This window comes from Asticcacaulis sp., from assembly GCA_024707255.1.
In the GTDB taxonomy this organism is placed as follows: domain Bacteria; phylum Pseudomonadota; class Alphaproteobacteria; order Caulobacterales; family Caulobacteraceae; genus Asticcacaulis.
Genome location: JANQAC010000002.1, coordinates 1,269,669 through 1,290,030, shown reverse-complemented (window position 1 = coordinate 1,290,030; position 20,362 = coordinate 1,269,669). Strand labels below are relative to the sequence as shown.

Here is a 20,362-nt window from a genome sequence, read left to right as displayed (position 1 = left end):
CGGCACCCACCGTTCACGCATCGTAAGCAAGTTTTACAGCCATGTGAGATCGCTCGCCGGAAATGAGCTTGCATTCTTGCGCAATGCAAACAAGTTACGGGGCTGAACGGTCTACAGTTTTATGGATAGCTCATGAAAAAGATAGAAGCCGTCATCAAACCCTTTAAGCTCGACGAAGTGAAGGAAGCCCTTCAGGAAATCGGCGTACAAGGCATGACCGTGCTGGAGGCCAAGGGATATGGCCGCCAGAAAGGCCACTCGGAACTCTACCGAGGGGCCGAATACGTTGTTGATTTTCTGCCGAAGATCAAGATCGAACTGGTTGTTGCCGACGACCTCGCACCGGCTGCCCTGGAAGCCATCCAGACGGCGGCCCGCACGGGAAAGATTGGTGACGGCAAGATTTTTGTGAGCGATGTCCTCGACGTCGTCCGCATCAGAACCGGAGAGTCCGGGCCGCAGGCGGTTTAACCAACGCCGGCGTTTCGTCTCCCCCACTTTATTAATTACAGGCTTAATGGGGCGTCAAATATGACATCTGCAGATATTCTCAAGCTCATCAAGGAAAAGGACGTCAAGTATGTTGACGTGCGTTTCACCGATGTGCGCGGCAAAATGCAACACGTGACCTTCGACATCGACCTCGTCGACGAAGATTTCCTCGATGACGGCACCATGTTCGATGGTTCCTCGATTGCCGGCTGGAAGGCGATCAACGAATCCGACATGAAGCTGCGCCCTGACCTGAACACAGCCTATATCGACCCGTTCTATCAGCAGACCACCCTGTTCATGTTCTGCGACGTTGTAAATCCCGACACAAACGAGCCTTACAACCGCGATCCGCGCTCGATCGCCAAGAAGGCCCTGGCCTATACGCAGTCGGCCGGCGTCGGTGACACGGTTTATTTCGGCCCGGAAGCCGAATTCTTCATGTTCGATGACGTCCGCTGGTCGATCACGCCGGACAACACCGGCTACGCCTTCGACTCGACCGAACTGCCGCACAACTCGGCCAAGGTCTATCCGGAAGGTAATATGGGCCATCGCCCTGGGCCTAAGGGCGGTTACTTCCCCGTCAACCCGGTCGATTCGGCTCAGGACATCCGCGGCGAAATGCTGTCGATCATGGGCGAACTGGGCATGGAACCGGAAAAGCACCACCATGAAGTGGCGCCGGCCCAGCACGAGCTCGGCCTGAAGTTCTCGGACATGTTGACCATGGCCGACCGTACCCAGCTCTACAAGTACGTCGTCCAGAACGTCGCCCATGCCTACGGCAAGTCGGTGACCTTCATGGCCAAGCCGATGTTCGGTGATAACGGTTCGGGTATGCACGTCCACCAGTCGATCTGGAAGGACGGCAAGCCGCTCTTCGCCGGCGACAAGTATGCCGGCCTGTCGGATCTCTGCCTGTGGTACATCGGCGGCATTATCAAGCACGCCAAGGCGATCAACGCCTTCTCCAACTCGACGACCAACAGCTACAAGCGCCTGGTTCCGGGTTATGAAGCCCCGGTCAAGCTGGCCTATTCGGCCCGCAACCGTTCCGCCTCGATCCGTATTCCGTGGGTGTCGTCGCCGAAGGGCAAGCGCCTGGAAGCCCGCTTCCCGGATCCGATGGGCAACCCTTACCTAACCTTCACCGCCCTGTTGATGGCCGGTCTTGACGGTATCGAAAACCGCCTCGATCCGGGCGCGCCGGCCGACAAGAACCTGTATGATCTGCCGCCGCAAGAGCAAAAGAACATCCCGGAAGTCTGTGGCAGCCTGCGTGAAGCCCTGGAGAACCTCGACAAGGATCGCGCCTTCCTCAAGAAGGGCGGCGTGATGGACGACGACTTCATCGACTCCTACATCGAACTGAAGATGGAAGAAGTGATGAACCTCGAACTGCGTCCGCACCCGATCGAATTCGAGATGTATTACAAGTGCTAAGCTGAATTTCCTGTCCCAGGACATGAATTTCACAACAGGCCGTTCCGTAAAGGAGCGGCCTGTTTTCTTTGCGCCGCACAATTGAAACGGCAAGGCCGAGATCGGGTTCTATTGTATTACATTTTATAGTTTCATATGATATCATTATAATTGCAAATGAAACCGAACAAAAACTCTTTGTTTTCACGCTATTTAGCTGCATTCCGACACATAAATGACGCAAGGCGGCACGTGCACCCCCTTCTCCCCTGATCCGCTCCATAAAGCACTTGCGATAGTTTGCAGTCACGGCACTGTGAGCAGGTGCAATATCCGCTATCCAAGGGGGATACTTTGAAAACGTGGATCAAACTCTCGAAAGTCATCGCCGCGGCGGCGACTCTTCTGCTGGCGGCACCCGTCGCCAGTTTCGCTCTGGCTCAGGAGTCGGCCGCGGCCTCTGCTGAAGCCGTAACCTCCGATGCGGCCTCCGCTGCGGAATCAACCGCGGCTTCGGAAGCGACTTCTGAAGCCGCTCCGGCGCCCGCCCTGCTGGCGTCGCAGAAAGAACTGGCACTCAGCCAGGCCGACACCACCTACCTCATCTTCTCCACCGCCATGGTGCTGATGATGACCCTGCCGGGCCTCGCCCTCTTCTACGGTGGTATGGTCCGCCGCAAGAACGTCATTGCCACCGTCACCCAGTCGGTCAGCGTCACGGCCGTTGTTGCGGTCCTGTGGTACGTTGTCGGCTACAGCATGTCGTTCGGCACCGCCACCGACCTGTTTGGTTTCAGTGGCGAACTGCTGAACCAATACTTCGGCGGCTTCGATACGGCCATGCTCAGCCACGTCACGCCGAATACGGCCTACATGGCTACAGCCTCGGTGCCGGAATACACATGGATTTCCTACCAGATGACCTTTGCCATCATCACGCCTGCCCTGATCACGGGTGCGTTTGCTGAGCGCGTCAAGTTCTCCGGCCTGATCCTCTTCATGGCTCTGTGGTCCATCCTGGTCTACGCCCCGATCTGTCACATGGTCTGGGGTGGTGGCTTCCTCGGCACCCTGGGCGTCAAGGACTTCGCCGGTGGCGCGGTCGTTCACGTCAATGCCGGTGTCGCCGGTCTGGTGGCGGCCCTCTTCCTCGGCCGCCGCAAGGGCTACGGCACGGAATCAATGCCCGCCAACAACCCGATCTTCGTCCTGATCGGCGCGTCCCTGCTGTTCGTTGGCTGGATCGGCTTCAATGCCGGTTCGGAATGGACGGGCGATGCAGTCGCCTCGGTGGCCCTGCTCAACACCCTGCTGGCCACCTGCGCCGCCGGCCTGACCTGGAAGGTCGTCGAATGGATCTTCCGCGGCAAGCCGTCGCTGATCGGCATCCTATCCGGCCTGGTCGCCGGCCTGGTCGCCATTACCCCGGCCTGTGGTTTCGTCAATCCGACGGGCGCCATGATCATCGGTGCGGTCGCCGGTCCGGTCTGCTACGTCTCGGCCACCTGGATGAAGAAGCTGCTTGGCTACGATGATTCCCTCGACGCTTTCGGCATCCATGGTGCCGGCGGTTTCCTGGGCGCCATCCTGACGGGTCTGTTTGCCGACACCACGGTAAACTCCCTGGCCGAAGGTGCCACGGTCGTGAAGCAGTTGATCGGCCTGGGCGTCACCATCGGCTGGTCCGCCCTTGGCACTCTCGTCATCCTGATCATCTGCAAGTTCACGACGGGTCTCCGCGTGACGGCCGATCAGGAAGAAGCCGGCCTTGATGCCTCGCTTCATGACGAAGTCATGGATCACTAAGCTACCATTTTTAATCAGTTGCACAAAAGAGACGGAGCGCCCCTTTATGGAGCGCTCCGTTTTTTATCCACAGCCTTGTTGCAATTAATTTTTTTGCCACCTTTTGACCGCATTCAATGCAAATATGCCACAGGCGTGTGTTTTGTAATCACAGGTGTTGGAGTGACTGTCATAAAAATGTAATCTGATTCCGCGCCGCAATATTTTACCATAACTGGCGCGGGAAACGCTTCGGATGGGGTTTGGCACACAAACTCAATCTGAGGACACAATAATGAAAAATATGCTCCTGGCCACTACGGCCATCGCCGCTGCCGTCATCGCCGGTTCGGCTTCCGCCACTGAATTCGCTGGCGGCACTCTCAGCTATAACGTTGCCGCCACCAGCGATTACGTTTTCCGCGGTGTCAGCCAGACGGCAGGCGATCCGGCCATCCAGGGCGGTATCGACTATTCGCACGGCCTGTTCTACGCCGGCGCCTGGGCGTCCAATGTCGATTTCGCCGACTACGAACTCGATCTCTATGCCGGCATCAAGCCGGTCTATAAGGACTTCACCTTCGATCTGGGCGCCATCTACTATAACTACAATGACGATACCCTTGATTCGACCGAACTGAAGGCCGCCGTCAGCCACCCGTTCTACAAGGGCACCATCGGCGCCGCCTATTTCTATAACACCGATGTTGATGATACCGAGTATTATGAAATCAACGGTTCCTACCCGCTGACCAGCAAGCTCAGCGTTTCGGGCGCCGTTGGTGAACAAAAGACCGCTGGCTTCAAGTACACGACCGAAAACCTCGGTCTGACCTATGCCATCACCCCGGTCTTCTCGGTCGATGTTCGCGCGTCCGACACCAACATTCCGGAAGTGATCAAGCCGTCGGCGGCCCGTCTCGCCGTCACGCTTAAGGCTGCTTTCTAAGCTGGTAACAGAGGGCCGCGTTTCCGGACGCGGCCCTCACCTTTTGCACCGCGATACGGTTACCCTTGCTACTATATGATTTATTTGACTTTTTAATTTCATAATTATGACGACCGCCGCCGCGGCAAATAAAACCGGCTGAAAATCAATGTCATCACGCGTGGTTTCAAGTACGGCCGGGGCGCATTAAGCCATTGAAACAAACGTTGTAAATATACATCAAAGCGTTGCTAAATGACATTGGGGGACTTTGCTCGCCCCAAAAACTTGCTACATTAACTTCGGTTTTACCGTCACACACCAAATCCTCCTGAGCCGGCCATTACGAACCGGCGCCAACCACTGAACTGGGATATGATCATGAAAAAGACTCTTGTCGCCGCTGTTGCCATCAGCGCACTTTTCGCCGGCGGGGCTGCAATGGCTCAAGACGATGCCGGTCACCTGAGCTACAATATCGCTGTGACCAGCAACTATGTCTGGCGCGGTGTCACCCAAACCGACAACAACGCGGCCCTGCAAGGCGGCATCGACTACTCGAAGGGCATCTTCTATGCAGGCGCCTGGGCCTCGAACGTTGACTTCCCTTACGGCGACGGCAATGCCGATACCGAACTCGACCTGTATATGGGCCTGACGCCTTCGGCCGGCAATTTCAACTTCGACTTCGGCGTGGTTGCTTACACCTACCCGTCCTCCGGCGGTGACGTGATCAGCGAGCTGAAGGCCGCCGTCAACCATCCGATGGGCAAGGGCACGATCGGCGCCGCCATGTACCTCGACACCGACGGCTTGGAAGATCCGTATTACGAAGTTAACGCGTCGTATCCGCTGACCGACAAGTGGTCGGTTTCGGGCGCCCTGGGCAATTACGAGCTGTACGGCTACACCACCAAGAATATCGGTGTCACCTACGCCATCAATGACACCCTGGGTCTTGACCTGCGCTGGGCCGACGCGTCGAAGCAACCTTCGACCTTCGCCGCCACCATCAAGGCGTCGTTCTAAAATTCTAAGCCTGACCAAGGGCAAAGAAATAGCTGGCCGCGAACCTTTGGGTTCGCGGCCTTTTTTAATTGTGGGTTGCTTGTTGCCTCTTTATGACTGAGAGCCGAATCACCCCATGTTAAAGTTATGACGTCCAATATCCCGCAATCCTCGCTTTTTGGGGATGAGCCTGAAAAGCCCGCCTCGCCATCACCGGAAGCCCCGGCGCCCGCTGCCCGGACCACGCCTGCGGCTGCCAAACAGCACGCGCCGGTCACGGTAGATCCCGGTTATGGCGCTTCAAGCATCGAGGTGCTTGAAGGTCTGGAGCCTGTCCGCAAGCGCCCCGGCATGTATATCGGCGGCACAGATGAAAAAGCGCTTCACCACCTCTTTGCCGAGGTGCTTGATAACGCCATGGACGAGGCTGTAGCTGGTCACGCCAAGGCGATCTGGGTGGAGCTGGACAAGGACGGGTACTTAAGCGTCCGCGACGATGGCCGGGGCATTCCGGTTGATCCGCACCCGAAATATCCCGGCAAGTCGGCGCTCGAAGTCGTCCTGACCATGTTGCATTCCGGCGGCAAGTTCTCCGGAAAGGCGTATGAAACCTCCGGCGGGCTGCATGGTGTCGGTATTTCGGTGGTCAACGCCCTGTCCGAAAAGCTGGAAGTGACTGTCTGGCGCGATGGTTACGAATGGCAGCAGAACTTCTCCAAGGGACATAAGCTGACCGATGTCATTCAGGTCGGCCCCTCAAAGAAGAAGGGCACTCTGGAACGATTCCTGCCCGATCCGGAAATCTTTGGGCCTGAGGCCCGTTTCAAGCCGGCGCGCGTATACCGCATGGCCAAGGCCAAGGCGTACCTCTTCCGCGGCGTACAGATTTTCTGGAAATGCGCACCAGAACTGATCCACGACCAGACACCGGCCGAGGATAAATTCTATTTCCCGAACGGCCTGGCGGATTACCTGGCCGAGCGTGTCAAGGATACCGAAACCCTGGGCGATATTTTCTCTGGCCGCGTCGAGCGTAAAGGCGAGGCTGGCGCGGTGGAATGGGCCGTGGTGTGGTCCGGTGCCGGTTTCGGCGAACATGACGGTTTCTGCCAGAGCTATTGTAATACCATCCCGACGCCCGATGGTGGTACGCACGAGGCCGGCCTGCGCGCCGCCCTTACCCGATCGCTGAAGGCTTATGCCGAAATGACCGGCGATAAGCGCGGCGGCCTGATTACGGCAGAGGACGTGGCGGCGCAGGCGGGGATCGTCATCTCGGTTTTTATCCGCAACCCGGAATTCCAGGGCCAGACCAAGGATCGTCTGTCGTCCAGCGACGCCCAACGCCTGGTGGAAAAAGCCCTGGCTGATCCGTTCGATCACTGGCTGACCTCATCCCCCAAGCAGGCTGACCGCATCCTGCAATTTATCGTCGAGCGCGCCGAGGAGCGTCTGAAGCGCCGCAAGGACAAGGAAGTGGCGCGTGCCTCCGCTACGCGCAAGCTGCGCCTGCCGGGCAAGCTGGCCGATTGCGCCCGCCAGGACGCTGTGGGCACTGAACTGTTCATCGTCGAAGGTGATTCGGCCGGCGGCTCCGCCAAGCAGGGCCGCAACCGCAATACCCAGGCCATCCTGCCCCTCCGCGGAAAGATCCTGAACGTGGCCTCGGCGACCGGTGAAAAAGCCCGCGCCAATGTGGAACTGTCTGACCTCGGCCTGGCGCTGGGTGTTCAGCCCGGCGCCCGGTTCAAGGAAGAGGATCTGCGTTACGAGCGCATTATTATCATGACCGATGCCGATGTTGACGGCGCTCACATTGCCAGCCTGCTGATCACATATTTCTACCGGACCATGCCCAACATGATCCGCAACGGCAATCTCTTCCTGGCCATGCCGCCGCTTTATCGAATCAGCCATGGCAAGGAAACGCATTACGCCAAGGACGACGCGCATCGTGCCGAAATCCTGGCAAAGCACTTCAAAGGCAAGAAACCGGAAATCGGCCGCTTCAAGGGCCTGGGTGAAATGATGCCGGCCCAGCTCAAGGAAACCACCATGGATCCAAAGACGCGGACTCTTGCCCGCGTTACCCTGCCCCATGATGAGGAAGATGTCGAAGACCTGGTCGAGACCCTCATGGGCCGCAAGCCGGAACTGCGCTTCCGTTACATCCAGGATCATGCCGAGTTTGTCGCCGACGACCTGGATGTTTAAAAAAGCCTGTTATTTACTGTAATTTCTGGTATCAGACACGCGCGAGCCGAAATATCCGGTTCGCGCGTGTCTGCGTCTGAGCCTTGCTCCAGTTCGCGGACACCGGCCGCCCATCTATTGCGCCACGATCGGCGCGCCGCATTCCCAGCCCCGTAAGATCGCTTGCCCGGATGGAAATGCATTCCATTCAAAGAGTGTCATGACGAAATTCTCCGATCTGGGCCTGAGCGAACAGGTCCTCAAGGCTGTTGCCGAAACCGGCTACGATACCCCTACCCCTATTCAGGGACAGGCCATTCCGGTGGCCATGACCGGCCTCGATGTCCTTGGTATTGCCCAGACCGGCACCGGCAAGACTGCCGCCTTTACCCTTCCGATGATCGAAAAGCTGGCCGCCGGCCGTTCCCGCGCCCGTATGCCGCGCGCGATCGTGCTGGAGCCGACGCGGGAGTTGGCCGACCAGGTCGCCGAAGCCTTCGAGAAATACGCCAAGTACCACAAGCTGAACTGGGCTCTGCTGATCGGCGGCGTCTCTATGGCCGACCAGGTGGCCAAGCTCGATAAGGGTGTTGATGTGCTGATCGCCACGCCGGGTCGTCTGCTTGACCTTTTCGAGCGCTCGAAGGTCATGCTCAATGGCGTCACCATGATGGTGGTCGATGAAGCCGACCGGATGCTCGACATGGGCTTCATTCCAGATATCGAGCGCATCTTCAAGCTAACCCCGCCCACGCGCCAGACCCTGTTCTTCTCGGCCACCATGCCGCCGGAAATTACCCGCCTGACCGAAGCCTTCCTGAAAAATCCGGTCCGCATCGAGGTTTCCCGCCCGGCCACAACCAACGAAAACATCACCCAGTACGTGCTGCGCGTGCCGCACAAGGACGTAAAGGCCAAGCGGATCGCCCTGCGCGCCCTGCTCAAGACCCTGGATATCCAGAACGGGATCGTGTTCTGCAATCGCAAGACCGATGTCGATATCGTTGCCAAGTCCCTGAGCGTTCACGGTTTTAATGCGGCGCCGATCCACGGCGACCTGGACCAGTCGCTGCGCATGAAGACGCTCGATGCTTTCCGCAAGGGCGAACTGACCCTGCTGGTGGCTTCGGATGTCGCCGCCCGCGGCCTGGATATCCCGGCGGTGGGACATGTTTTCAACTTTGATGCCCCAATTCACGCCGACGATTATGTCCATCGGATCGGCCGTACAGGCCGCGCGGGCCGGACAGGCGAAACCTATCTGCTGCTGTCGCCACATGATGAGAAAAACTATGACAAGGTCGTCAAGCTCATCAAGAAAGAGCCGACCGGTCTTGAGCTTGATGTCGATTATTCGGCACTCAGCGATGCGCCGCGCGATGGCTCACGGCAACCTCGCCGCGAATCAGGCAAAACCAGGGGTAGGCCGCAGCGTGATCACAAGCCCCGCGAACGCTCAGCTCCGCAATCTGCCCCGGTCGAGCCGGTTAAGGCAGAAAAAAAGCCGATTTCCGAAGAAATAATTTCGGCGCCGGATATACAGGAGGCGCGGCCCGCCAAGGCTGCGCGCCGCACGGGCAAGAAAGAAAAATACGAAGAAAAATCAAAGCCCAAGTCATCAAATGACACGCCTTTTTGGTGATCACATGCCGGCATTTTTAATGCGGGCAACGCCTCTGAAGGACTAATTTTTACAGCATTTGTATTCCGGCTGTTAACCGCCTGTCAGAGAAGTTCGTTTAAGGTGCAGATGCGTCCCGAAGAATCAGGTCGCACGAGACCGCCAGGGAAGGTCCCTGAAAGGGGGCCAGAAGAACGAATGAACAACGACATAGAGATCAGCGTAAGAAGTCCTGCCGCCTATGCCCTAGCCGGCGAAGCCTTGCGCCTGATGCAGGACCACGGCGTTTGGCCGACCCCGCTCAACTATGAGATCTGGCTTTATGTCGCCGGCGATCCGGAATGCCCTCTGGCACAGGAAATCCAGCGGCTGGTGGCCGCCGGTGAAACCATTACCGAAGATATTTCCGAAAGCCTGGCCAGCAAGTTCATTGCCCGTCTGAAGCTGAACGATGAAGTACGCGATGCCGGCCTGAAGCTGACCCGCGAACTGGCGTCCATCACCGAAGTCATCGTCGAAGCCCAGCAGGCGCAGAAGACCTATGGCGAAACCCTGGAGGGTGCCCGCAAGTCGATGAGCGAGGTTGAGGCCGTCGCGCTCAAGAGCCTGATCGACAGCCTGGCGGAAGCCACCACGACTGTTCTCGATCACCATTCCCTGCTGGAAGGCCGTCTCACGGAATCCTCGCGCGAGGTCAATCGTCTCCGCAAGCACCTGGATCAGGTGCGCATGGAGGCAATGACCGATGCTCTGACAAACCTGGCAAATCGCAAGTCATTTGACGAGGCCCTGGATCGTCACTGCGAAAGCAACGATATTTCCAGCCCGCTCACCCTGGCCGTCATCGATATCGATCATTTCAAGCGCTTCAACGACACCTGGGGCCACCAGACCGGCGACCAGGTTCTGCGTTATGTCGCCTCGGTCCTGGCCCGTATTGGCCGTCCGCCACGCCTGGCCGCTCGTTACGGTGGCGAGGAATTCGGCCTGCTCTTCCCTGGTGAAACCTGTGATACGGTCGAGCGCTTGCTTAACGAAGCGCGTACCGAAATCGCTTCGCGCGTGTTGAAGCGCCGCTCCACCAACGAAGACCTGGGCACCGTCACCATCTCCGCCGGCATCGCTCAGCGCGAATATGCCGAGGATTCCTTCGACCTGCTCGATCGGGCCGACAAGGCGCTCTATACGTCTAAAAATAACGGCCGCAACAAGGTGACCATTGCCGAGTCACTTAAATCGGATTCCAACGCGGCTTAAGCCTGCCCTGAATTTCCATTGACAACGCCACTTGAACACTGTTCAAGTGGCGTTGTCAATTTGGGGTATGTCTGTCATGCGCAGCTTTCTGTTTGCCGTCGCCTACTGGTTTTTGTCAGTTACCTACAGCCTGATGGCGCTGGTTCTGACGCTTTTCCCAGGGCGCAAACCGGTCAAATGGATTATCCAGCGCTACACGCGTCGTATGGTGCAGGCGATGCGGATTTTCGCCGGCATCCGGCTGGAGGTCCGCGGCCGCGAACATATTCCGGCGCAGCCAGTAATCTTCGCCTGCAAGCATCATAGCTGGGGCGATGGCTTCTGCATCTACTCTCAGTTCGATGACCTGGCCTTCGTAACCGGTGATCATCTTGAAAAATTTCCGCTTATGAGCACCCTCCTCTCCAAGCTGGGCGCCATTGTCGTCAATAACTGCGGTGGTATCGAAGCGCGCAAGAATTTGGCCAGCCGTTCCGCCGATGCCGCAAAGGACGGTCGCAGTATCCTCATCTATCCGGAAGGCCATCTGAACGCGCCCGGCACCTATCGTCGTTATCGTTCCGGCGTGTGGCACATGATGAACAACTTCAATATGTCCGTAGTACCGGTTGCCACCAATCTGGGGCTGTTCTGGCAGGAAGATCATTACAAGAAGACACCGGGCACGGCCATCCTGGAATTTCTGGAGCCGATACCGCCGGGCATGGGCAAGGACGAATTCCTTGCCACCCTGCGCTATCGGATCGAGGCACGCTCCCAGGCATTGATCAGCGAGGCGACAGGTCAGCCGCTCGCAGCTTCAGTACTGGTGAGCGATTAAGTCTCTTTTTAAAGGTCGCAGCCTATGATCAGCCGTCCCGGTGGATCATGGAGTTTCTTATGTCTCGCGGCTTTCGTATCAGCGCCCGTGTTGATGAAGATCAGCATCTGATCGTTTTCAATATCAGCGGCGATATTGACAGCCAGGCCCTGATTGACAAGTGGATCGAGACCTATGCCAGCCTCGCAGAACCTTGGCTGTACGATCGTCTTCTGGATTACCGCCGCTCTGATGGGCTGGTCGCTGTCAATGAACTTGAGCGCTTCGCCGTCTGGTGGGAAGACCGCACACGAGGCATTAATTACAGCCTGAAGGCAGCGATCATCGTCAACAACCCTCTGGATGCCCGGCGCGTACATACCGTTAACGGCCTATTCCCGCATGACATCAGGGAATCCTTCGACTCGCTGGACGACGCGTTGACCTGGCTGCAAGAAGATACAGCCAAACGCGCCTGCGGTTGACCATCCGCCTTCCGCAGGTTTGATCGTTACGTTCTCGCCGCAGCTCCATTCCAATTAAAATTAGCGTTTGCGGCGGTTAGTCAGCATTAACGGGTTTGATCGTCACACTCTCGCCGCAACCCCCATTCCAGTACAAATTTGCGGTTGCGGCGTTAGTCGGCGGTAACGGGTTTGATCGTCACACTCTCGCCGCAACCGCAGGCATCGGTTTCATTCGGATTTTTGAACACGAATTTCGAGGCCAGTTTGGTCGTCTCGTAATCGATCACCGTACCGACCAGATAGAGCACGGCCTTGGGCTCGATCAGGATCGTCACGCCCTTGTCGGTGACGACCTCATCGATCGGCCCGACCTCCTCGGCATAGGACAGTACATATTCCTGCCCCGCGCAACCGCCCTGTTTCACACCCACCCGAAGGCCGGCATAGGGCTTGTCGGCTTTCGCCATGATGGCCTTGACCTGCGCGGCGGCCGCGTCAGTCAGGGAGACAACGGCAGGACGCGGGCGGCGCTGACGAGGGGTAACTTGAATATCCATGATCAGAACATATTCAATTGCAGCTTGGCCTCGTCGCTCATCTTCGACGAATCCCAGGGCGGATCGAACACCAGGTTGACATCGCAGTCGCGCACGCCCTTGACGGTCATGACGGCTTCCTTGACCCATCCCGGCATTTCGCCGGCCACCGGGCAGCCCGGCGCCGTCAGGGTCATATCCACAACCACATCACGATCATCCGACACATCAACACGATAGATCAAGCCGAGTTCATAGATATCGACCGGAATTTCCGGATCGAAGACCGTCTTGAAGGCCGCGATCAGGTCATCTGTCAGACGCGTCAGTTCTTCCTGCGCGAGGGCCGACGGCTGGTTGGCGCCCATCTCATCCAGGCTAAATAAGGACTCTTGTGATTCAACAGCTTCGGTCATGAGGCTCACACTTTACGCAAAGAAGGACTGGGCTTTGGCGACAGCCTCGGCCAGGACATCGATCTCGGCTTCCGTATTATATAGGGCGATAGAGGCGCGAACGGTAGAGGTCATGCCCAGTCGGGTCATCAAAGGTTCGGCGCAGTGCGTGCCGGCCCGCACGGCGACATTGTAGCGGTCGAGGATCTGCGCCACGTCGTGGGCATGGGCTTGGCCGAGCGAAAAGGTCAGGATCGATCCCTTGCCCGATGCCTCACCGTGGACACGCAAGCTATTGATCTGTGTCAGGGCGTCATGCGCACGTTGATACAGCGCATGTTCATGGGCGATTACCTCGGCGCGGTCAAATTGCGACAGCCAATCGATGGCAGCCTTGAGGCCAATCACTTCAAGGATGGCAGGTGTCCCGGCTTCGAAGCGATGCGGCGGTTCGTTCCAGGTGATCTTCTCTTTGGTGACGTGCGCGATCATCTCGCCGCCGCCTTGCCAAGGCGGCATGGCCTCGAGCAGCTCTGCCTTGGCATAGAGCACGCCGAGCCCCGTCGGGCCATAAAGCTTGTGCGCCGAAAAGGCGTAGAAGTCAGCATCGAGCGCTTTCACATCCACCGGCAGATGGACCACGCCCTGGCAACCATCGACCATGACTTTCGCACCCACCGCATGGGCCCTGGCAATGATATCGGCAATCGGATTGATCGTGCCCAGCACGTTTGACATGTGGGCGACGCAAACCAGTTTGACCTGCGGTGTCAACAGTTGATCGAAGGCGGCCATGTCGAGTGAGCCGTCATCCAGGATTGGCACATAGACCAGCTTCACGCCCTTGCGCTCTGCCAGCATGTACCAAGGCACGATATTGGCGTGGTGCTCCATCTCGGTAGTCAGGATCACGTCACCGGCTTGCAGGCTTTTGCCCCAGCTATTGGCGACCAGGTTGATCGATTCCGTCGCCGCCTTGGTGAAGATAATTTCGTTGGTCTGCGCGCCGATGAAGCGTGCCACGGTCTCACGGCCAGCTTCGTAGGCGTCGGTTGTCTCGTTGGCCAGGGTATGCAAGCCACGATGCACGTTGGCGTAAGAGTGCCGCATGGCGTGCGACATGGCATCGATCACCGCATTGGGCTTCTGCGCCGAAGCGCCGCTGTCAAGATAGACCAGAGGCTTGCCCTTGATCTCGCGCGACAGGATCGGGAAATCGGCGCGGGCCTTTTCAACGTCAAAGGGCATGCCCAACTCCCGAATGAAAACTCTCCGACGCATTCTCCAGGAAATTCAACACGGTTTCGCGCAATACCTCATCCTCTATGGCATCGGCCACCGGCAGGACAAAGGCATGGGTCAGCATGGCGCGCGCCGTCTCTTCCGGAATGCCGCGGCTTTCACAGAAGAAAAGCGCCTCTTCGTCCAGTGCGCCGATCGTATTGCCGTGGGCGCACTGCACGTCATCAGCATAGATTTCCAGTTCCGGCTTGGCGCGGATGTGGGCACCGTCGTTCAGGATCAGGGCCTGATGGCGCATCCGGGCATCGGTGCCGTCCGCGCCCTTTTCAACCAGGATGCGGCCCTGAAAAACGCCGGTAGCGGTGTCCTTGACCAGTCCTTTGACCAGTTGAGCCGTCACGCCATTGATCTGGCCGTGCGTCACACGCGTAGTGTAATCGAAATGACGCTTGTCCTTCAGCAGGTAGGCGCCGTTCATTTCGACAACCGCGCCGTGACCGGCATGACTTACGTGCGTCTCGAAGCGCTGGAACTTCGCGCCCGATGAAAAGACATATTGCTTGAAGACACTATTCGGCGCGGCCTCAACCATTGACTGGCGCACAGAGACGGCCGTTTCCGGCTCGTCCAGGATCACCACGCGCGTCAGCTTCGCGCCTTCGGCCAGGGTAAAACGCAGGTGGCTGTGGACGGCGTAATCGAAAGCGCCGGTATAGTCCTCGAAGACCACCAGTTCCTGGCCGGCGGCGAGGTTGATTTCACCACGGCCTTGATAACCGAGATAGCCGTCCTCGTCGCCGAAGTCATTGCCATCGATATAGAGGCGTCCGTGCGCCTTCTGCATGGCGAAATCGGCCGCGGCTTGCAGACCTTCGAAACCGGCTTCATCGGCGGGAAAATAGACAAAGCCATCCGGCTCCGCTTCCAGTTCTGAAAGCGTGCGGACGACCATCGCCTTCTTGGGCGCGTCGCGCAGCACGCGACTAAGGTCGGAATATTTCCATTCCTCGTCGCGGCGCGTCGGGTAGGACGACGGATCAAAGATGTCCAGCGCTGGCAACATTACGCCGCTTCCCCCAGGTACTGGTCGTAGCCGTGGGCTTCCAGTTCCAGCGCCAGTTCCGGACCGCCCGAACGGACGATCTTACCGGCCACCAGCACATGGACGCGGTCTGGCTTTATGTGATCGAGCAACCGTTGATAGTGGGTGATGACCAGCATACCGCGATCGAGCGCGCGCAAAGCATTGACGCCATCCGAGACGACCTTCAGCGCATCAATATCGAGGCCGGAATCGGTTTCGTCGAGGATCAGGAACTTCGGCTCCAGCAACGCCATTTGCAGCACTTCCATGCGCTTCTTTTTCGCCGCCGGAAAAGCCGACATTGAGCGGACGCTTCAGCATCTCCATGTCGATCTTCAGGGTCTTGGCGACCTCACGCACGCGCTTGAGAAATTCCGGCGCGGAGACCTCGGCCTCACCGCGCAGCTTCTTTTGCGCATTGAGCGCCGTGCGCAGGAAAGTCAGGGCCGGCACACCGGGGATTTCCAGCGGATACTGGAAGCTGAGATAGAGCCCGGCGGCCGCGCGTTCATGCACACCCTTGTCGAGCAGATCTTCGCCGTTGAACACGACATTGCCGCCTTTGATTTCATAGTTCGGACGGCCGGCCAGTGCATAGCCGAGCGTCGACTTGCCAGCGCCATTCGGCCCCATGATGGCATGCACTTCGCCAGCCGGCACGTCGAGCGACAGGCCTTTCAGTATTTGCTTGGTGTCAACAGCGACGGATAAGTCTTTGATCGAAAGCATAATAGTCAATTCCTAACCCACCGAGCCTTCGAGGCTGATGGCTACCAGTTTTTGTGCCTCAACGGCGAATTCCATCGGCAGTTCCTGCAACACATCGCGCACGAAACCGTTGACCAGCAAGGCCACCGCCTCTTCCTGCGACAGGCCGCGCTGCATGGCGTAGAACAGTTGATCCTCGCTCAGGCGGGTCGTTGTCGCCTCGTGCTCGAACTGCGCCCTGGCCGTATCGCTCTCGACATAGGGCACGGTGTGAGCGGCACAGGTCTTGCCGATCAGCAGGCTGTCGCACTGGGTAAAGTTGCGCGCGCCAGACGCTTTTGCATGCGCCGAAACAAGGCCGCGATAGGTGTTGGACGATTTCCCCGCCGATACCCCTTTGGAAATGATGCGCGACTTGGTGTTCTTGCCCAGGTGGATCATCTTGGTGCCGGTATCGGCCTGCTGCGCGCCATTGGTGACGGCGATCGAGTAAAACTCACCGACACTTTCATCGCCGCGCAGGATGCAGGACGGATATTTCCAGGTCACGGCCGAGCCGGTTTCCACCTGGGTCCACGACACCTTGGAGCGCGCGCCACGGCAATCGGCCCGCTTGGTGACAAAGTTATAGATGCCGCCCTTGCCTTCGGCATCGCCCGGATACCAGTTCTGCACGGTCGAATACTTGATCTCGGCATCATCCAGCGCCACCAGTTCGACCACGGCGGCGTGAAGCTGATTTTCGTCGCGCTGAGGCGCCGTGCAGCCTTCGAGATAGGAGACGTAGGCGCCCTTATCGGCAATGATCAGGGTGCGCTCAAACTGACCGGTGTTTTCAGCATTGATACGGAAATAGGTCGACAGCTCCATCGGGCAGCGCACGCCCGGCGGCACATAGACGAACGAGCCATCGGAAAAGACGGCGGCATTCAGGGCGGCGAAATAGTTATCCGACACCGGCACGACCGAACCCAGATATTGACGCACGAGATCAGGATATTCGCGCAACGCCTCTGAAATGGCGCAGAAAATCACGCCATGCTTTTTTAATTCATCCTTGAAGGTGGTGACCACCGACACCGAGTCGAAAACAGCATCAACCGCATATTTCGGCGCGCCGACAACCCCCGCCAGGACTTCCTGCTCCTTCAGCGGAATGCCCAGCTTCTCGTAGGTCTTCAGCAGTTCCGGATCGATCTCGTCGAGCGATTTCGGCCCGTCCTTCTTCTTCGGCGCGGCGTAGTAGTAGAGATCCTGATAGTCGATCTTCTGGTAATTGACCTTGGCCCAGTCCGGCTCCTCCATGGTGAGCCAGCGCTCATAGGCGGCCAGACGCATGTCGAGCATCCATTCCGGCTCGTTCTTCTTGGCGGAAATAAAGCGCACAATATCGGCGCTCAAACCCTTGGGGGCGAACTCCATTTCAATATCGGTGACAAAGCCGTGCTCGTAGGTTTCCAGCCCGGCGACCGTCTCGATGGTTTCCTTAACCGCAGCCATTACACCAGTTCTTTCGCATGACGCTTCAAATACACTTCATAACCCTTTGACCAGACGTCATAAAAACGCTGCCAGTCTTCTGCCTTTGTCGTCCAGCCGGCCGAGATCCGAAGCACCTTATCCGCCAAATCGGGGCGTCCCATATTTGTGACCACACGGCTCGACTTCACCTTGCCCGACGAGCAGGCGGAGCCCGAACTGACGCAGATACCCGCCATATCCATATGGATCAGTTGCAGGTTCGACGCCCAATCCGCTTGCGCGATATAGAGAATGCCCGGCACACGCGCCGCCGCTTCACCCAATAGGGTGACGCCGAGCGCCTTTAGCGCGATCTCGACCGCTTTTTGTGCGCCGCATAAATCTTCAGAGGCGGGGTGGCAAGCCTTAAGCGCCGCCGCGAAGGCGGCAATGCCGGCGATATTTTCCGTGCCGGCGCGCATACCCAGTTCCTGGCCGCTGCCAGTGATCAGGGCTTTTGGCGTATGGTCGCGGTTATAGACCAAGGCGCCCACACCCTGCCCGCCACCGATCTTGTGCGCGCTAAAGGACAGCGAATCCGCCCCCAATGCGGCGAAATCGATAGCGATCTTGCCCAGGGCCTGCACGGCATCAACATGCAGCCAGCCGCCACGGGCGTGGACCAGTGACGCGGCCCTGGCGACATCATTTATCACGCCGGTTTCGCTATTGGCCAGCATGATTGAGACAAACGGTCGACCATCGCGTTCTAACAAGGTTTCCAGCGCAGTCAGATCGATCTCGCCGGAGGCTTTCAGGGGCGCAATTACAGCTTCGGAGACCGCGCCATAGATGCTGTCATGCTCGCCTGCGGAAACAATTGTGTAATCGTAACCCTTCGCCTGATGCAAGGCCAGCGCATTGGCTTCCGTCCCGCCAGAAGTAAAGACCAGTCCGCCGATACCGATGGCGCCGACACGCACCAGAATATCATTGCGCGCCTCTTCCAGGGTCAGTTTGGCCTTACGGCCCAGACTATGCACTGACGAGGCATTGCCGCCCATATCCGCAGCACGCAGCAAGGCGTCACGCGCTTCGAGGCGAAGCGGCGAGGTCGCAGCGTGGTCAAGATACAGGATGTTCGCCAAAATCTACGCCTCCACCATCAGGGGAGATACGGCTTCCGGCGTCGCGATCCGGACCGTCTTGCGCGTCCGTTTACGGATGACATCTTCCAGCGAGACCTGTGACAGGTAGTCATGAATGGCTACCCCTAAGTCTTCCCACAGATTATGCGTCAGGCAGCGTTGGCCGCCCGGCATACAGCCGATTTCACGCACCGCCTGGTCCTTGGTGAGGCGCTTGTTGGCCCCCAGCTTGTTGGAGGTCATCGAACAGCGGGTAGCCTTGATCGGCTCATCGACGGCCAGAACGATTTCGGAAACAAACAAGGCACTGCTTTCGCGCGCCAGCGTATAGCCGCCGCCAGGGCCGCGCGCGCTTTTGACCAGTCCGGCCTTGCGCAGGCGGGCAAACAACTGTTCCAGATAGGAGAGTGAAATCTGCTGCCGTTCGGAAATTTCCGACAGGGAAATGGGACGGCCACCCTTTTCGCTCCCCTGCGCATTCAGCGCCAGGTCGGTCATGGCCATGACCGCATAACGTCCTTTGGTCGATAGGCGCATGAGGGATCCTGTACGGATTTGTTTCAAAAACCTGCGCAAAGAGAAATCTTTGTGCTAAGAGGCGCAATTGCTGCCTTTGGCGGTGTGAGTTGGAATGTAATAATTCCGACTAATGCAGTCAAGTATTTTGCGCCGCAACATGACAATTTTATGATTTTACAAGGTGATTGAATGCCCGAAGTCATTCTGGCCGGCGCCGCCGGACGCATCGAAGCCCGCTACAGCGCCGGCAAGACAGAGAATGCGCCGATCGCGTTGATTCTGCATCCGCACCCCAAGGCGGGCGGCCACATGAATAATCCGGTCACGGTGCAATTGTTCCACCTGTTCATGACGCGCGGTTTTTCGGTCCTGCGCTTCAATTTCCGTGGCGTGCAAAAGAGCCAGGGCGAATTCGATTCCGGTATCGGCGAACTGGCGGATGCCGCCACGGCGCTGGACTGGCTGCAGGCCAAGAACCCGACCGCCTCGCAATTCTGGGTGGCCGGTTATGATTTCGGCGCCTATATCGGCATGCAGTTGCTGATGCGCCGTCCCGAAACCGATGGGTTTATCTCGGTATCGCCGCCGACCAATGCCTATGATTTCAGCTTCCTGGCCCCCTGCCCGGCCTCCGGCATGTTCCTGCATGGTGGCAACGATTCGATTGTGCCGACCGCCGAAGTCGATCGCGTGGTGGCCAAGCTGCGGACACAGAAGGGTATTACCATCGCCTCGGAAGTGGTACCGGAAGCCAATCACTTCTGGAACGAGCAACTGCCGGAAGTCGAGCGCCGCGTCGGTGCCTATATCGACCGCCGCATGGCAGGCGAAAGCGAGTAATTACTGACAGTTATTACGGGCAGCGGACACGCGCCGTATCATCCACCTTGAGGGTCTGGCCGTTATCAGCCAGCACCATGTGCATGGCGCGGTCCCATTGCTCGCCTTCGCCGGAAAAGGCGGCCCTGACCGTCACCTCGTCCGGACCGTTGATGGTGACGCTCTTTATGAGCCCGCGGCTTTCCCAGAAAGTCAGCTCCGTCTGGGTAACGATCACTTTCATATCGCTGGTTGCCTTACACGCATCCAGACTGGCATCCCAGTGCCCGATGAAGGCTTGCGGCAATAACACGGCTTCGGTCGCCAGAGACGCTGAGGCGCTCTCCGCAAATGAAGCCGCCGCAGAGGCGTCCACAGAGGCGTCCGATATCGGTTTAACCGGCGAACAGGCCGTCAGCGCCAGCAAGCCCGCTATAAGTGCAATTCTCATATCCCGTCTCCTGGAGCGTTTTCC

At 58.1% G+C, this 20,362-nt stretch carries 19 protein-coding genes and 1 pseudogene; 11 read left to right on the top strand and 9 right to left on the bottom strand.

From position 1 onward, the window contains the following. Window positions 1-132: 132 nt before the first annotated feature. The 10 genes from NVV72_17350 to NVV72_17305 all read left to right on the top strand — a co-directional run bounded on the left by NVV72_17350 (window position 133) and on the right by NVV72_17305 (window position 11,993). On the top strand, window positions 133-471 hold the full coding sequence (locus NVV72_17350) for a P-II family nitrogen regulator (protein MCR6661009.1): 339 nt from the start codon (window positions 133-135) through the stop codon (window positions 469-471). Between the two features lie 60 nt (window positions 472-531). Continuing rightward, window positions 532-1,938, top strand: coding sequence for a type I glutamate--ammonia ligase (gene glnA, locus NVV72_17345; protein ID MCR6661008.1), 1,407 nt, complete (start codon window positions 532-534; stop codon window positions 1,936-1,938). 333 nt (window positions 1,939-2,271) lie between these two features. Then, window positions 2,272-3,723 (top strand): ammonium transporter, encoded by a 1,452-nt coding sequence (locus NVV72_17340; GenBank protein MCR6661007.1) that lies wholly within the window; start codon window positions 2,272-2,274, stop codon window positions 3,721-3,723. A 274-nt stretch (window positions 3,724-3,997) separates the two neighbouring features. Then, window positions 3,998-4,651, top strand: coding sequence for a TorF family putative porin (locus NVV72_17335; GenBank protein MCR6661006.1), 654 nt, complete (start codon window positions 3,998-4,000; stop codon window positions 4,649-4,651). Window positions 4,652-5,011: 360 nt separating this feature from the next. Beyond that, the gene (locus NVV72_17330) at window positions 5,012-5,659 is read left to right on the top strand and encodes a TorF family putative porin (protein MCR6661005.1); all 648 of its coding nucleotides are present in this window, start codon (window positions 5,012-5,014) and stop codon (window positions 5,657-5,659) included. Window positions 5,660-5,785: 126 nt separating this feature from the next. Next, a complete protein-coding gene (gene parE, locus NVV72_17325) occupies window positions 5,786-7,852 on the top strand; it encodes a DNA topoisomerase IV subunit B (protein ID MCR6661004.1) in 2,067 nt (688 codons plus the stop codon). Between the two features lie 199 nt (window positions 7,853-8,051). After that, a complete protein-coding gene (locus NVV72_17320) occupies window positions 8,052-9,473 on the top strand; it encodes a DEAD/DEAH box helicase (protein MCR6661003.1) in 1,422 nt (473 codons plus the stop codon). A gap of 177 nt (window positions 9,474-9,650) precedes the next feature. Beyond that, window positions 9,651-10,709 (top strand): GGDEF domain-containing protein, encoded by a 1,059-nt coding sequence (locus NVV72_17315; GenBank protein ID MCR6661002.1) that lies wholly within the window; start codon window positions 9,651-9,653, stop codon window positions 10,707-10,709. A gap of 76 nt (window positions 10,710-10,785) precedes the next feature. Next, window positions 10,786-11,529 carry a 1-acyl-sn-glycerol-3-phosphate acyltransferase gene (locus tag NVV72_17310; protein ID MCR6661001.1) on the top strand — a complete coding sequence of 248 codons (744 nt, stop codon included), beginning with the start codon at window positions 10,786-10,788 and terminating at the stop codon, window positions 11,527-11,529. 59 nt (window positions 11,530-11,588) lie between these two features. Then, window positions 11,589-11,993: a hypothetical protein gene (locus tag NVV72_17305; protein MCR6661000.1), complete on the top strand. Its 405-nt coding sequence runs from the start codon at window positions 11,589-11,591 to the stop codon at window positions 11,991-11,993. Between the two features lie 152 nt (window positions 11,994-12,145). Here the strand turns inward: NVV72_17305 and NVV72_17300 are convergent, their stop codons facing one another. From NVV72_17300 to NVV72_17265, 8 genes and pseudogenes are all read right to left on the bottom strand, one after another. After that, window positions 12,146-12,532 carry an iron-sulfur cluster assembly accessory protein gene (locus NVV72_17300; protein ID MCR6660999.1) on the bottom strand — a complete coding sequence of 129 codons (387 nt, stop codon included), beginning with the start codon at window positions 12,530-12,532 and terminating at the stop codon, window positions 12,146-12,148. Window positions 12,533-12,534: 2 nt separating this feature from the next. Beyond that, on the bottom strand, window positions 12,535-12,879 hold the full coding sequence (locus tag NVV72_17295) for an SUF system Fe-S cluster assembly protein (GenBank protein ID MCR6660998.1): 345 nt from the start codon (window positions 12,877-12,879) through the stop codon (window positions 12,535-12,537). Window positions 12,880-12,939: 60 nt separating this feature from the next. Next, entirely contained in the window at window positions 12,940-14,154 is a 1,215-nt protein-coding gene (locus tag NVV72_17290) for a cysteine desulfurase (protein ID MCR6660997.1), read from the bottom strand. Beyond that, window positions 14,144-15,211, bottom strand: a complete 1,068-nt coding sequence (gene sufD / locus NVV72_17285; protein MCR6660996.1) for a Fe-S cluster assembly protein SufD — start codon at window positions 15,209-15,211, stop codon at window positions 14,144-14,146. Before sufD ends, NVV72_17290 begins: the two co-directional genes overlap by 11 nt. Next, window positions 15,211-15,961: pseudogene (gene sufC, locus NVV72_17280) on the bottom strand (Fe-S cluster assembly ATPase SufC). Before sufC ends, sufD begins: the two are co-directional and overlap by 1 nt. A gap of 12 nt (window positions 15,962-15,973) precedes the next feature. After that, a complete protein-coding gene (sufB, locus tag NVV72_17275; GenBank protein ID MCR6660995.1) occupies window positions 15,974-17,440 on the bottom strand; it encodes a Fe-S cluster assembly protein SufB in 1,467 nt (488 codons plus the stop codon). Further along, window positions 17,440-18,549 carry an aminotransferase class V-fold PLP-dependent enzyme gene (locus tag NVV72_17270; GenBank protein MCR6660994.1) on the bottom strand — a complete coding sequence of 370 codons (1,110 nt, stop codon included), beginning with the start codon at window positions 18,547-18,549 and terminating at the stop codon, window positions 17,440-17,442. Before NVV72_17270 ends, sufB begins: the two co-directional genes overlap by 1 nt. Window positions 18,550-18,552: 3 nt before the next feature. Continuing rightward, window positions 18,553-19,086, bottom strand: a complete 534-nt coding sequence (locus NVV72_17265) for an Rrf2 family transcriptional regulator (protein MCR6660993.1) — start codon at window positions 19,084-19,086, stop codon at window positions 18,553-18,555. A gap of 171 nt (window positions 19,087-19,257) precedes the next feature. Between NVV72_17265 and NVV72_17260 the strand changes: the two genes are divergently transcribed. Then, window positions 19,258-19,908: an alpha/beta hydrolase gene (locus tag NVV72_17260; GenBank protein MCR6660992.1), complete on the top strand. Its 651-nt coding sequence runs from the start codon at window positions 19,258-19,260 to the stop codon at window positions 19,906-19,908. A gap of 13 nt (window positions 19,909-19,921) precedes the next feature. Here NVV72_17260 and NVV72_17255 read toward each other — a convergent pair whose 3' ends face one another. After that, complete coding sequence (locus NVV72_17255; GenBank protein MCR6660991.1) at window positions 19,922-20,338, bottom strand: hypothetical protein; 417 nt, start codon at window positions 20,336-20,338, stop codon at window positions 19,922-19,924. Between the last annotated feature and the right edge of the window lie 24 nt (window positions 20,339-20,362).

Excerpts from the sequence above, each read along its gene's own strand:
- NVV72_17335 (MCR6661006.1), top strand. The coding sequence starts at position 3,998 with ATGAAAAATATGCTCCTGGCCACTACGGCCATCGCCGCTGCCGTCATC.
- NVV72_17260 (MCR6660992.1), top strand. The coding sequence starts at position 19,258 with ATGCCCGAAGTCATTCTGGCCGGCGCCGCCGGACGCATCGAAGCCCGC.
- NVV72_17265 (MCR6660993.1), bottom strand. The coding sequence starts at position 19,086 with ATGCGCCTATCGACCAAAGGACGTTATGCGGTCATGGCCATGACCGAC.
- NVV72_17350 (MCR6661009.1), top strand. The coding sequence starts at position 133 with ATGAAAAAGATAGAAGCCGTCATCAAACCCTTTAAGCTCGACGAAGTG.
- NVV72_17295 (MCR6660998.1), bottom strand. The coding sequence starts at position 12,879 with ATGGGCGCCAACCAGCCGTCGGCCCTCGCGCAGGAAGAACTGACGCGT.
- NVV72_17330 (MCR6661005.1), top strand. The coding sequence starts at position 5,012 with ATGAAAAAGACTCTTGTCGCCGCTGTTGCCATCAGCGCACTTTTCGCC.
- NVV72_17290 (MCR6660997.1), bottom strand. The coding sequence starts at position 14,154 with ATGCCCTTTGACGTTGAAAAGGCCCGCGCCGATTTCCCGATCCTGTCG.
- glnA (MCR6661008.1), top strand. The coding sequence starts at position 532 with ATGACATCTGCAGATATTCTCAAGCTCATCAAGGAAAAGGACGTCAAG.
- NVV72_17320 (MCR6661003.1), top strand. The coding sequence starts at position 8,052 with ATGACGAAATTCTCCGATCTGGGCCTGAGCGAACAGGTCCTCAAGGCT.
- sufB (MCR6660995.1), bottom strand. The coding sequence starts at position 17,440 with ATGGCTGCGGTTAAGGAAACCATCGAGACGGTCGCCGGGCTGGAAACC.
- NVV72_17300 (MCR6660999.1), bottom strand. The coding sequence starts at position 12,532 with ATGGATATTCAAGTTACCCCTCGTCAGCGCCGCCCGCGTCCTGCCGTT.
- NVV72_17305 (MCR6661000.1), top strand. The coding sequence starts at position 11,589 with ATGTCTCGCGGCTTTCGTATCAGCGCCCGTGTTGATGAAGATCAGCAT.
- NVV72_17315 (MCR6661002.1), top strand. The coding sequence starts at position 9,651 with ATGAACAACGACATAGAGATCAGCGTAAGAAGTCCTGCCGCCTATGCC.
- parE (MCR6661004.1), top strand. The coding sequence starts at position 5,786 with ATGACGTCCAATATCCCGCAATCCTCGCTTTTTGGGGATGAGCCTGAA.
- sufD (MCR6660996.1), bottom strand. The coding sequence starts at position 15,211 with ATGTTGCCAGCGCTGGACATCTTTGATCCGTCGTCCTACCCGACGCGC.
- NVV72_17255 (MCR6660991.1), bottom strand. The coding sequence starts at position 20,338 with ATGAGAATTGCACTTATAGCGGGCTTGCTGGCGCTGACGGCCTGTTCG.
- NVV72_17310 (MCR6661001.1), top strand. The coding sequence starts at position 10,786 with ATGCGCAGCTTTCTGTTTGCCGTCGCCTACTGGTTTTTGTCAGTTACC.